This window comes from Apilactobacillus bombintestini (genome assembly GCF_003627035.1).
GTDB classification, from domain to species: Bacteria; Bacillota; Bacilli; order Lactobacillales; family Lactobacillaceae; genus Apilactobacillus; species Apilactobacillus bombintestini.
On sequence record NZ_CP032626.1, the window covers coordinates 666,583 to 679,897 of the forward strand.

Here is a 13,315-nt window from a genome sequence, read left to right on the forward strand (position 1 = left end):
TTAAATGCAAACGTTAAGAGCAGAGTCTCTAACAAAAACATATGGTGAAAAAACCTTATTTAAAGATTTAAGCTTTATTATTAATGAGCATGATCGAATTGGTTTGATAGGTACCAACGGAAGTGGAAAAACATCTTTATTAAATGTTTTATCTCAAAATGATATTGATTCTACAGGTGATATCATTACTTCTAAAACATATAGCATTGGTTATTTAAAACAACAACCTGTGTTAGATGATTCTTTAAGTATCTTGGAAGCGGTATTTGCTGGAACACAAGATATTTTTAGCACCATTAGAAGATATGAACAAACTTTAGATAATTATTCTAACCATCCTGAAGATCCTAAAGCTGAACGCCAATATATGGAAGCAGAAGCTAAGATGAATGAAGAGGATGCTTGGAATGCTGAAAATGATGTAAAGACCATTCTAACTCAATTAAAAATTAAAAACGTTAATCAAAAGGTAGGAACACTATCTGGTGGTCAAAAGAGACGTGTGGGACTAGCTCAAGTATTAATTCAATCACCTGATTTACTTATCTTGGATGAACCTACTAACCACTTAGATTTTGATTCTATTGAATGGCTACAAGAATATTTAGCAAAATACAAGGGTGCATTAATATTTGTAACTCACGATAGATACTTCCTAGATCAAATCGCAAATAAAATTTGGGAATTATCATTTGGTAATTTATATGAATATACTGGTAATTACCAAGATTATTTAGCACAAAAAGCGGAAAGAGTAGATCGCGAAGTAGCATCTGAACATAAGAGACAAAAACTATATAAACAAGAGTTAGCTTGGATGAAGAAAGGTGCTAAAGCACGTAGTACTAAGCAACAAGCTAGAATTAATCGTTTTAATGAATTAAAAGAAAATGTTGGTAATTTACAAACAGATGAAGACATTGATATTACCTTGGGACAACAAAGATTAGGTAAAAAAGTTATCGAGTTAAAACATGCCAATTTATCATTGAATAATAAAACTATTTTGAAAGATTTCAGTGAATTAATTCAAAGAAATGAACGTATTGGTATTAGCGGTGAAAATGGTGCTGGTAAATCATCACTATTAAACGTCATTTCTGAAAGATTACCACTAGATAGTGGTGAACTAGAAATTGGTGAAACCGTCAAGATGGCTTATTATACTCAACAAACGGAAGAAATACCTGATGATAAGAGAGTTATAAACTACCTTACTGATGTAGGTGAACACGTAACGGATGATACTGGAAATAAAATTAGTGTTACTGAATTGCTTGAACAATTCTTATTTCCTAAGTTTATGCATGGTACATTAATTAGAAAATTATCTGGTGGTGAAAAGCGTCGTTTATATTTACTTAAGTTGTTAATGCAACAACCTAACGTATTATTATTGGACGAACCTACTAATGATTTGGATATATCTACATTAACTGTATTGGAAGATTACATTAGTCATTTTAATGGTACAGTTATTACTGTATCTCATGATAGATACTTCCTAGACAAAGTGGCTGATCGTCTTTTGATTTTCGATGGAAATGGTAAGATTGAACGTCATGTAGGGATGTTTACAGATTATTTGAAGAATCAAAAGCAAGAAAGCAAAGAAGCTAAGGATGATTCAAATAAGAAACAAAACAAGCAAAGTTCAGGTAAAATAAAAGAAGATAATCAAGAAAAACCTAAGAAGAAAAAGTTAACATATGCTGAGCAAATTGAGTTCGATAAATTAGAAAAAGAAATCGAAGAGCTTGATGAAAAGATTAGTGATTTGAAAGATCAAATGACTAGTTTTGGTAATGACTACGATAAGTTAGCTGATACTCAGGTAGAAATTGATAAACTAAATAAAGAATCTGAACAAAAAATGGATCGCTGGGAATACCTAAGCGAATTTATGGAATAGGGGTAAAGACATGTTAGAAGATGCATATTTAAATATGGCTAAATACGTTTTGGAAAATGGTCACCGTAAAGATGACCGTACCAAGACTGGAACAATTAGTACTTTTGGATACCAAATGCGTTTTGATTTAAGCAAAGGCTTTCCATTGCTAACCACTAAGAAAGTTCCATTTGGCTTAATTAAGAGTGAATTACTATGGTTCTTAAGAGGAGATACTAATATACAATTTCTTCTAAAACATAAAAATCATATTTGGGATGAATGGGCTTTTGAAAAGTGGGTCAATTCTGATGAATACAATGGTCCTGATATGACTGATTTTGGTCTACGTTCTCAAAAAGATGCTGAATTTAAGAAAGTTTATTTAGACGAAAAGAAAAAGTTCTGCAAGAGAATAGTAGAAGACGATGATTTTGCTAAAAAATATGGTGATTTAGGTCTAGTTTACGGAAGCCAATGGCGTAAATGGAAAACTACTACAGGTGGAACTATAGACCAAATTAAGAATGTCATAGAACAAATTAAAACTAATCCAGATTCTAGAAGATTAATCGTTACAGCATGGAATCCTGAAGATACTCCTAATGTAGCTTTACCACCATGCCACACTATGTTCCAATTCTATGTAAACGATGGCAAATTAAGTTGTCAATTGTATCAACGTTCAGGTGATATTTTCCTAGGTGTACCATTCAACATTGCAAGTTATGCATTGCTTACCTCATTGATTGCTAAGGAATGTAACTTAGAACCAGGTGAATTTGTACACACTTTAGGTGATGCACATATTTATTCTAACCATATCGAACAAGTTAAAGAACAATTATCCAGAAAGCCATATGATGCACCTAAGTTATGGTTAAATCCCGATAAAAAGAGTATTTTTGATTACGATATGGATGATATTAAAGTAATTGATTACAAGCATCATGATCCAATTAAAGCACCAGTTGCTGTTTAATGGAGGAATATTATGATTTCTTATTTGTGGGCTGAATCTCATAATCATATTATTGGGGCTAATGGAACTTTACCATGGCATTTACCCGCTGATATGAAGTATTTTAAAGAAAATACTATCCATCAAATTATTTTGGCTGGAAGAACTACTTATGAAAGCTTTAAACGTCCCTTACCTAATCGTTTAAACATGGTTTTGACTAGTCAAAGTAAAGATGAATTTCCTGATGATGTGGTAGTATTTCATGAAGTTGATGAATTTCTAAAATTCGCTAAGAAATTTTCTGATAAGGAAATTTTCGTAGTTGGTGGAGCAAAAATTTTTGAAGAATTAATGCCATATGTAGACAAATTATATCGAACAGTTATTGATTATGATTTTAAAGGTGACACTAAAATGCCTTCAATTAACTATGATGATTTTACATTAGAAACTGTAAAGCAAGGACATGTGGATGATAAGAATATTTATCCTCATCGTTTTGAAATTTACAAAAGAAAAGATTAATTGTGTTAATTAAAAGGTTATGGTGTTCCATAACCTTTTTTGTAAAGGAATATGTATTATGAAGAAAAAATTTAGTCTTTTATTGTTATTTTTAATATTAATAGTGTGCGTATCTTCCGTAGGATATGTTAAGTATCATTCTAATGAAAATAATAATGCTGCGAAAATAGAAAAAATCAAAAATAAGGACCTTAAGATAGTAGCATTAGGGGATTCATTAACACAAGGTGTTGGTGATCCAACTAATAAAGGTGGTTACGTTTCTAGAATCCAAAATAAATTAAAAGATAATGGATTCAAAAAAATAACTACTTATAATTACGGGATAGCTGGACAACGAAGTGACCAAATAAACAAACGAATTAATAATAATACTAATAATTTGTCTAGCCAGTTAGAAAAAGCTAATTTAATTACACTTACTGTAGGTGGAAATGATTTGCTACAAGGTTTGCAAAAAAATGCTTTAGTAGATTCACATGATACCTTTGAAAAAAACATGGATAGAGAAGTACAAAAATATAAAGATAATTTGAGCATACTTTTAAAAAATATTAGAAAGTATAATAATAAAGCTCCTGTATATATTTTTGGTATTTATAATCCAATCTATGTTTACTTTGCCAATGTATCTGTAATAAATGAATATGTAGGACAAATAAATGATATTACGCAAAATCAAATTGCTAATAATTATAAAATGCATTTTGTAGATATTAGCTTTTTATCATATGGACAGTACAATACTAAAGAAAAGCAACGTAAATTAAGGGATATGAACCAAGATACTAGTCCTTTTGACGTAAATAAATTATCTAATGCTAACGGAGAAATAAATGATTATATTTCTCCTAAGGATCATTTCCATCCTAATAATTTGGGTTATAATTATATGACCAATCAGTTATTTTCTAAGATAAATAAATTTAACGATTGGGGTTAAGAGGTAATTAGATGAAGACCAATGCTAAGGAAAGAAAATTATTTAAATATTTATTTGTTACTCTAGTAATAGCTATAATTGTTGGATTCGGATTTATTTGGGTACAAATTCATGGAAACGTTATTAATCCTAGTAAGGGATATAATAGTAAAAACGATGATACACCAATATCCGTTTCACTAGATAAAAACCAGCTTAATTCTATTTCTAGTTATTATTTAAAACAATTTGAACACAAAAATAATAATATGAACTATAAATTTTGGGTATCAAATCATGCCTATGTTTATGGAAAAATTAAAGTGTTAGGTTCTAAGGTAGGCTATATACTTACGTTAAACCCAGAATTGTTGGACAATGGGGATGTAGAGTTAAAAGCAACCGGTTTGGAAGTCGGTGAATTAAATATACCACCTAAGTTTGTTATTTCTTATGTAGGTAAACATTATAAAGTACCTAAATGGGTTGAATTAGATGGTAAATCTGGTAAAATTATCCTTCATGTAAATAAATTAGGTGGCAAGAATAAATTATCATATAGAGCAGATAAAATTGACATGTCTGGTGATGGTAATTTTAAATTTAAAGTATTAATTCCTAATCAGTAAGAAGGAGATTATATGCACAGTTTTTATCGTTATTTAATGACTGAAAGAAATACTAAAAGTACTGATCCAATTGCACAATTTGCAAATAACGCATTCTATGATCAGTCTTTTCCTAAACAATCAGTTGATTATGATGAAATTTCTAAGTATTTAGAGGAAAATGCCTCTTACTTGCCAAGTATGACAATTTTTGATGATGCTTGGTTAGATTTTAAAAATAATACACATTAAAAAATGAACCTAGAACTTTTTTAGGTTCATTTTTTGATGGTAAGTATAGTACAATTAGGTTGATAAGTAGAATAGGAGCGGATAGATATGATTCAATGGTTTCCAGGACATATGGCAAAAGCCATCAGACAATTTGAAGAAAACATTCATTTAGTAGATATTGTTTTTGAATTGGTGGATGCAAGATGTCCATACAGTTCTATAAATCCTGAAGTAGATCGTATTAGTAAAGGAAAACCTCGTTTGATGATTCTTACTAAGTCAGACTTGGCTAACCCTAACATAACAAATCAATGGTTAAATTACTTTAAGAAACAAGGTTATGCAGCTATTGCAATTGATTCTAAGAAGAATACAACTGGTAAGTATATAACCAAAGTAGTTAAAAACTTATTGTCAGATAAAATTGATGAAGCTAAAAAACGCGGATTAGATAAAAAGATAATTAGAGCAATTTGTGTAGGTGTTCCTAATGTAGGAAAATCTACTTTATTAAATCAAATTGTTAAAAGAAGAGCAGCACAAGTTGGTAATCGTGCTGGAGTAACTAAGGGTCAACAATGGCTAAAATCTAGTGATGAATTGGAATTACTGGATACACCAGGTATTTTATGGCCTAAATTTCAAAATGATGAAGTTGCTAATAAATTAGCATTAACTGGTGCAATTAAAGATACTATTTACCATAGTGACGATGTTGGTTTATTTGCCCTAAACTTCTTTAGAAATAATAATCGTGATGAACTAATGAATAGATATCATCTAAATGAAGAAGATATGGAATTATCAGATGTAGATTTACTATTGAAAATAACTAAAAAAGTAGGTATGCAAGATGATTATGATCGTGCTTCCATGCGTATAATTTTAGATTCTAGAAAAGGTAAATTAGGCAGATTCACTCTAGATGATATAAATGACTTGAGTGGAGATGAAGACTAATGTCGGAATCCATTAAGGATATAAAAGAATCTTTTAAAAAAGTTAATAGCTTAGATGATTCATTATTTACAAAATATGAAGATGACGCTCGTAAGGGTGTGCAGCAATTATTAAAAAGAAAAACTCGTGAGATAAAAAAATGTCAGCAAGAAAAAAAGGATTTTCAAAAACGCTTGCAGTATGAACATCGTTTTTGGAAAAATGGCGTAAATTATATTGCAGGTATCGATGAAGTAGGCAGAGGGCCATTAGCTGGTCCGGTTGTTACTGCTGCAGTGATTTTACCTCATGATTTTAATTTATATGAAGTTAATGATTCCAAACAGTTATCTCCACATAAAAGATTGGAATTATCGAAAAAAATTAAAGAAAATTGTATTGAATATCATATTGGTATTGCAGATAATAAATTAATAGATGATATTAATATATATGAAGCCACTAAATTAGCAATGAAAGATGCGGTATTGGGATTGTCCAATACTCCTGATCAAATAATTGTAGATGCGATGGATATAGATGTTAACATCCCACAACTGAAATTAATAAAGGGCGATGCAAAAAGCGCAAGTGTTTCAGCTGCAAGTATATTGGCAAAAGTATATCGTGATAATTTAATGGACGAATATGCAAAACAATATCCAGAATATGACTTTGAACATAATGCTGGGTATGGTACCAAAAAACATTTAGATGCATTAAATAAGTATGGTGCAACACCAATTCATCGAAAGAGTTTTAAACCAGTTTGTGACTTTTTGCGATAGTTTTACGTATATATCCATCCAATAATATGGAGGTATATCATGAAAACTAAACAATTATTATTAAAGTTAAAACTAGTAGAGGGAATAGGGATAAAATCTGAATATAGATTTTATCAGTGGTTAATAACTGCATTTAACAAAATTCCAGAAGAAATAAATTTGTCTGCAGAACGCATAACCTCAGTGTTACACTTGTCTAATAAGAATGCTAAAACATTTATTAATTCTTTTAATAGTGATAAATTAAATAGAGAGCTTCATCATCACTTGAATTATGTAAAATGGTTTAGTATTTTAGATGATGAATACCCATTGCAACTAAAAGAAGCATACTTGCCACCCATTGTGTTATTTTATGCTGGTAATTTAAATATATTACAAACAGATTTACTGGGTGTGGTAGGAGCTAGATATAATAGTAATTATTCATTCTACGCATTACGAAATATATTACCTAATGTAGTGAAAAATGGTGTTACTATTGTATCTGGACTAGCTCGAGGTGTTGATAAATTATCACACCAGGCAGCAATGGCTAATGAAGGAAATACGATTGCGGTTATTGGAAATGGACTGGATCAGTATTATCCTAAAAGTAATGAATCGTTACAAAAACAAATTGGAAAAGATCATTTATTAATTAGTGAATATCCAGTAGGTAGTAAGCCTGCTAGGTATCATTTTCCGGAAAGAAATCGCATAATTGCGGGTTTAGTGAAATCTATTCTGGTAACTGAAGCGAAGATTAGATCAGGAAGTCTGATTACTGCTAATTTGGCACTACAAAATAATCGCGGTGTACTAGCAGTTCCCGGTAGGATTGATAGTGATTTATCCAAAGGATGTAATGAATTGATATCAGCTGGAGCCAAACCAGCGCTTACTTCCATAGATGTCTTAGAAGAATTTTATTTTTTGAAGTAAGTTATTTAATAATTAAAGTTAACGAGGGATGAATATGGCGACTACTAAAAAGACAACAACAAAAAAGAAGAGACGGTCGACTAAAAAGAAGTTAGTGATTGTTGAATCACCTACTAAAGCAAAAACTATTCAAAAATATTTGGGAAGAACTTACCGAGTAATTGCAAGTAAAGGACATGTTAGAGATTTACCTAAGAGTAAAATGGGTGTGGATGTAGAACATGATTATGCACCACATTACATTTCTATTCGTGGTAAAGGTGAAACTATCAAAGAATTAAAGTCTGAAGCAAAAAAAGCTAGAAATGTTTACCTTGCATCTGACCCTGATAGAGAAGGAGAATCTATCGCTTGGCATTTGTCACATTTGCTAGGTTTAAAGTCAGAAGATAAAAATCGTGTTGCTTTCCATGAAATTACTAAGGATGCTGTAAAAGAAGCATTTAAACATCCAAGAGAAATTGACATGAACTTAGTAGATGCTCAACAAGCTAGACGTGTTTTAGATAGACTAGTTGGATATTCTATTTCTCCATTATTATGGAAGAAAGTTAAGAAAGGTCTTAGTGCAGGACGTGTTCAATCCATTGCATTATGGCTAATTATTAAGAGAGAACGTGAAATTAAAGATTTCGTTCCTACTGAATACTGGACAATAGATGCTGATATGAAGAAGGATTCTGACGCATTTAAAGCCAGTTTTTACGGATTAAATGGTAAGAAAACTGAATTAGGTAATAATGATGAAGTTAAGGCTGTATTGGATAAATTTGATAAGAAGAAGCCTTTTGATGTTACTAATGTTGTAAAGAAACAACGTCGTCGTAGACCTCAACCACCATTTACTACAAGTACAATGCAACAAGATGCTAACGTTAAGTTGAATTTTAAGACTGGTAAAACTATGATGGTCGCACAACAACTATACGAAGGTATTAATATTGGTAAAGAAGGTAACCAAGGTTTAATTACCTATATGAGAACTGATTCAACCAGAATTTCAGTATTAGCAAAGCATGAAGCATCTGAATTAATCCATGAAAAATATGGTGCTAGCTACGCTGCTATTAAGCCTATAAAAGGTAAGTTACCTGAAGGTGCACAAGATGCGCACGAAGCTATTAGACCTACTTCTGTAAAACGTACACCAGCCAGCTTAAAGCAATATTTAACTAATGATCAATACAAATTATATAATTTGATTTGGTGTAGATTTGTTGCCAGCCAAATGACCTCTGCAGTTTTGGATACTATGACTGTAGATATGGATCAAAATGGTGTGGTATTTAGAGCTAATGGTTCTAAATTAAATTTCCAAGGATTCTTGAAAGTTTATAACAAGGGTAAAGAAAAAGATAATATCCTTCCTGATTTAGCTAATGGTGACCAAGTGGTTATGACTAAAAATAATCCTGATCAACATTTCACTCAACCACCTGCAAGATATAGTGAAGCTAAATTAATTAGAACACTAGAAGAAAATGGAGTGGGTAGACCATCTACCTATGCTCCTACTCTAGGAACTATTCAAAGAAGATATTATGTTAAATTAGTAGGAAGAAAGTTTGAACCTACTGAATTAGGTGAAATCGTTAATAGTATTATTGAAGAATATTTCCCAGATATTGTTAATATTGAATTTACTGCTGACCTAGAAAATAATTTAGATGAAATTGAAGAAGCTAAACAAGATTGGGTTAAAGTAGTAGATAAGTACTTCACACCATTTGAAAAAGAAGTCAAAAATGCTGAGAAAAACATGGAAGACGTGCAAATTAAAGATGAACCAGCCGGATATAACTGTGAAGTTTGCGGTGCACCTATGGTTATTAAAATGGGTAGATATGGTAAATTTTATGCATGTTCTAGATTCCCTGATTGTCGAAACACTGAAGCCATTGTTAAGAAAATTGGTGTAAGTTGTCCTAAATGTAAAGAGGGAGATGTAATTGAACGTAAGTCCAAGAAGAATCGAATCTTTTATGGTTGTTCAAGATATCCAAAATGTGACTTCGTTACATGGGATAAGCCAATTGGTAGAAACTGTCCTAAAGACGGTAATTTCTTAGTTGAAAAGAAAATTAAAGGTGGTACTCAAGTCATTTGTCCTAACGGTGATTATGAGGAAGACGTACAGAAATAATTAATAACCTCTTAAAATGATTACTGTTGTTTTAGGAGGTTATTTATTTTAGATCTTTAAGAAGAGGTATTATGAAAAAATATAGTGATACAGAATTAATCGAATGGTTTATGGAGTATTTAGTTAACGAACGTCAATATTCTGAAAATACGTCTATCGCTTATAAAAGTGATATTGAAGAATTTTGTGAAAGCTTAAGAAATGACGATAGAACATTATTACAAACAGATGATTTAGACGTCAGCAATTATCTAACCACTTTAAAGAAAAAAGACGAAAGTAGAAATACTGTTCTTAGAAAGATATCTTCATTACGTTCCTTTTATCGATTTCTAGAAAAGAATGATATATTCTCTAATAATCCTTTTGATGAGGTAAATATTAAGAAACATCCTAATCATTTACCTAGATTTTTCTATCAAAAAGAATTGCGCGAATTGTTTAAAGAAGCAAAAAATGGTGAAAATGAAAAATTAAATTATAGAAATTCTGCAATTTTAGAAATTTTATATGATACAGGAATGCGTGTTAGTGAATGTGCTGATTTACGCTATAGTGATATTGATTTTGGTAATCGTATTATTAAGGTTATTGGTAAGGGTAATAAGCAACGTTATTTGCCATTTGGTAAGTATTTGATACATGCATTAAATGATTACGATCAGAATTGTCGTAATATTATTATGAAGAAATACAACAAACATCATGATTATGTATTTATAAATCAACATGGTGGACAGATTACTAGTAGGGGTATTGAATATATACTAGATGAGATTATGAAGAGAACGTCATTAACTATTAACGTTCATCCTCATATGTTAAGACATACTTTTGCTACAGAAATGCTCAAAAATGGGGCAGATTTAAGAACTGTACAAGAGTTATTAGGTCACAGTAGTTTATCTACTACTCAAATATATACGCACGTATCTAATGAACATTTGTTAAGGGATTATAATAAATTTTTCCCTCGTTCGTAGTTTATTGTTGTATTATGAAAGCGTTTTATTGTAGAATATACGTGGGTTAAGTCATCGAGGGGGGATATTATGATTGAAATGTTAAGTAATGATCACCTAAAAGTGTTAATTAATACGCTTGGTGCTGAAATCACAAGTATACAAAACAATGATGGAATGGAATATATATGGCAAGCTGATAAAAACTATTGGGGAAGACATGCTCCAATATTATTTCCTATTGTTGGTCGTTTGAAAAATGACGAATGTGAATATGATGGTAAAAAATACCATATGACACAACATGGGTTTGCTAGAGATATGGAATTTAGCGTTTTAAAACATACTCAAGATACTATTGATTTACAGTTGTTGAGTAATGATTATACTAGAGAAAGATATCCCTTTGAATTTAAACTAATAGTTCATTACAAACTTATTGAAAGTAAATTATCATGCATAATATCTGTATATAATACGGATAATCGAGAGATGTTATTTTCTGTTGGAGCTCATCCAGCATTTAATGTTCCTCTTGTGAAAGATGGTAGTGAACAATATAATGACTACTCATTACAATTATCAGATAAGGGTAAATATAATGAAATTTCTTTTGAAGCTCCTTATGCTGATATTTCACAAAAGAACAAAATTGATTTATCTGATCCAATTAGATTAAGTCATGATTTATTTAAGAAAGATGCTAAAGTTATTGAAGTTCCTAAGCACACACAAATCTCTAGCACTTTAACTAGTGATAAAAATAAACATGGGGTTACTATGACTCCATATGATAATGAATATGCTGGATTATGGTCCATTAAGGATGCACCATTCGTTTGTTTAGAACCATGGTGGGGAATAACCGATGATATTCATAGCAATGGAAAATTAAAGGATAAAGTAGGAATTAACAAATTAGTTCCTAATGATAAATTTGATGCACGTTTTGATATAACTATTTTTTAACAAAAAAAGAGCTCCTAAAGTATTTAACTTTAGGAGCTCTTATTATTTTAATGATTTTGTTTTCCAGAATTACGTTTTCTTAATTCTTCATGACTATCGTGTTCAATAGTTTTGCTTTCTTTTGCATCATCATTTTGATCATTGTTTACTTCTTCAACATCATTTATAACGGTTGCAGAAGAATTATCATTATTATTAGCAAAAGTAGCTTGTTGTTCAATTTCTCTCTTAATCTTTGGACGGTACATACTGATAATAAGAGTTTGAACACAGGCAAAAATACCACTAACGAAGAAATAGAATCCTAAACCGGCTGGAGCACTGAATGTTACTAAAACAATCATAATTGGAGTGATGTATGACATCATCTTCATTTGTTTCTTTTGATCTTCAGGTAAGCCCAGAGTCATTAAGTAACCTTGAACTACATATGCAAGGAATGATAGTAGAACTAAAATTAAACTCTTGTCACCTAATTTAATTCCTAAGAATACGGAATGTGAAACAGCAGGTGAGAAACGAATACCATTATATAAAGCAATGTAAACCGGCATTTGGATAATCAATGGTAAGCAACCAATACCACCAGTCATACTTATATTGTTATCTTTATATAGGCTCATCATTTCTTGTTGAACTTGCATTTGTTCTTCACGAGTCTTAGCGTTCTTTTGACGTTTTTGAATTTCTTGCATTTGAGGACGAATGAAATTCATTTTTTCTTGCATAATAGTAGATTTCTTCATTTGGCTAATCATAGCTGGTAGAAGAATCATACGAACTATGATAGTTAATAGAATAATAGCTAAACCGTAGCTACCTACGAATTTAGCAATGAAATCTAATATATGTTGTCCAGGTAATGCTAAATATTGATATGTCATTCCATATGGATGACCATTACTATCAACTCGGACACATCCGGATAATAATAGTGCTGACAGTCCTGCTAATGATAGGACACTTAAGCTCTTGATCTTTTTCATTATAAAAACCTCTCCCGTAAATTTCATTTACAATGATACCAGAAAATGACTTTAATATCAGATTAAATTAATATTTTACTGTAAAGTTGTGAAAATCCTGGTTGGAGCAATCTTGAATTTGCATATTAGCTACTTTTCCAAAAGGAGTAGGTGATTGCTCTATTTTATGACAAAAAAGTTTTAAAGTTTCTTCATCTGCACAAGCAACGATTTCGACATCGCCATTTAATAGGTTTTTTACTGTACCTGTTACGTTCATTTGATTAGCAACCTGTACAGTAGCATATCTAAATCCAACTCCTTGAACCTTTCCAGAAACAATTATCTTAATACTTTTTTGATTCATAAATAAACACTCCTTTCTCAATGATTTATTGTTTTAATAAGCTAAGTGTATATGTTATATCATATTATTATGATAGAATAATATAAAAGATAAATGTTTAAAAGGGGTAATATC

At 30.9% G+C, this 13,315-nt stretch carries 14 protein-coding genes; 12 read left to right on the top strand and 2 right to left on the bottom strand.

The window, feature by feature from the left end; translation table 11 throughout:
• The first annotated feature begins 4 nt into the window (after window positions 1-4).
• The 12 genes from D7I45_RS03270 to D7I45_RS03325 all read left to right on the top strand — a co-directional run bounded on the left by D7I45_RS03270 (window position 5) and on the right by D7I45_RS03325 (window position 11,869).
• Entirely contained in the window at window positions 5-1,912 is a 1,908-nt protein-coding gene (locus D7I45_RS03270; protein WP_120784329.1) for an ABC-F family ATP-binding cassette domain-containing protein, read from the top strand.
• 10 nt (window positions 1,913-1,922) lie between these two features.
• Window positions 1,923-2,873, top strand: coding sequence for a thymidylate synthase (locus tag D7I45_RS03275; protein ID WP_120784330.1), 951 nt, complete (start codon window positions 1,923-1,925; stop codon window positions 2,871-2,873).
• Window positions 2,874-2,885: 12 nt separating this feature from the next.
• The gene (locus D7I45_RS03280) at window positions 2,886-3,380 is read left to right on the top strand and encodes a dihydrofolate reductase (protein ID WP_120784331.1); all 495 of its coding nucleotides are present in this window, start codon (window positions 2,886-2,888) and stop codon (window positions 3,378-3,380) included.
• Between the two features lie 58 nt (window positions 3,381-3,438).
• Complete coding sequence (locus D7I45_RS03285; RefSeq protein ID WP_162924079.1) at window positions 3,439-4,323, top strand: GDSL-type esterase/lipase family protein; 885 nt, start codon at window positions 3,439-3,441, stop codon at window positions 4,321-4,323.
• 11 nt (window positions 4,324-4,334) lie between these two features.
• Complete coding sequence (locus D7I45_RS03290) at window positions 4,335-4,931, top strand: YpmS family protein (protein ID WP_120784333.1); 597 nt, start codon at window positions 4,335-4,337, stop codon at window positions 4,929-4,931.
• Window positions 4,932-4,943: 12 nt separating this feature from the next.
• Window positions 4,944-5,162: a YozE family protein gene (locus D7I45_RS03295; protein ID WP_120784334.1), complete on the top strand. Its 219-nt coding sequence runs from the start codon at window positions 4,944-4,946 to the stop codon at window positions 5,160-5,162.
• An 87-nt stretch (window positions 5,163-5,249) separates the two neighbouring features.
• On the top strand, window positions 5,250-6,104 hold the full coding sequence (gene ylqF, locus D7I45_RS03300; RefSeq protein ID WP_120784335.1) for a ribosome biogenesis GTPase YlqF: 855 nt from the start codon (window positions 5,250-5,252) through the stop codon (window positions 6,102-6,104).
• Window positions 6,104-6,871 (top strand): ribonuclease HII, encoded by a 768-nt coding sequence (locus D7I45_RS03305; RefSeq protein ID WP_120784336.1) that lies wholly within the window; start codon window positions 6,104-6,106, stop codon window positions 6,869-6,871. Before ylqF ends, D7I45_RS03305 begins: the two co-directional genes overlap by 1 nt.
• A 39-nt stretch (window positions 6,872-6,910) precedes the next feature.
• Window positions 6,911-7,795, top strand: a complete 885-nt coding sequence (gene dprA, locus D7I45_RS03310; protein WP_120784337.1) for a DNA-processing protein DprA — start codon at window positions 6,911-6,913, stop codon at window positions 7,793-7,795.
• A gap of 34 nt (window positions 7,796-7,829) precedes the next feature.
• Complete coding sequence (gene topA, locus D7I45_RS03315) at window positions 7,830-9,938, top strand: type I DNA topoisomerase (RefSeq protein ID WP_120784338.1); 2,109 nt, start codon at window positions 7,830-7,832, stop codon at window positions 9,936-9,938.
• 71 nt (window positions 9,939-10,009) lie between these two features.
• Window positions 10,010-10,921: a tyrosine recombinase XerC gene (gene xerC / locus D7I45_RS03320; protein ID WP_120784339.1), complete on the top strand. Its 912-nt coding sequence runs from the start codon at window positions 10,010-10,012 to the stop codon at window positions 10,919-10,921.
• Between the two features lie 69 nt (window positions 10,922-10,990).
• Window positions 10,991-11,869 (top strand): aldose 1-epimerase family protein, encoded by an 879-nt coding sequence (locus D7I45_RS03325; protein WP_120784340.1) that lies wholly within the window; start codon window positions 10,991-10,993, stop codon window positions 11,867-11,869.
• 47 nt (window positions 11,870-11,916) lie between these two features.
• On the opposite strand, the gene yidC is transcribed toward D7I45_RS03325, so the two are convergent.
• Both yidC and D7I45_RS03335 read right to left on the bottom strand, forming a co-directional pair.
• Window positions 11,917-12,855 carry a membrane protein insertase YidC gene (gene yidC, locus D7I45_RS03330; protein WP_120784341.1) on the bottom strand — a complete coding sequence of 313 codons (939 nt, stop codon included), beginning with the start codon at window positions 12,853-12,855 and terminating at the stop codon, window positions 11,917-11,919.
• 67 nt (window positions 12,856-12,922) lie between these two features.
• Window positions 12,923-13,201 carry an acylphosphatase gene (locus tag D7I45_RS03335; RefSeq protein WP_120784342.1) on the bottom strand — a complete coding sequence of 93 codons (279 nt, stop codon included), beginning with the start codon at window positions 13,199-13,201 and terminating at the stop codon, window positions 12,923-12,925.
• Between the last annotated feature and the right edge of the window lie 114 nt (window positions 13,202-13,315).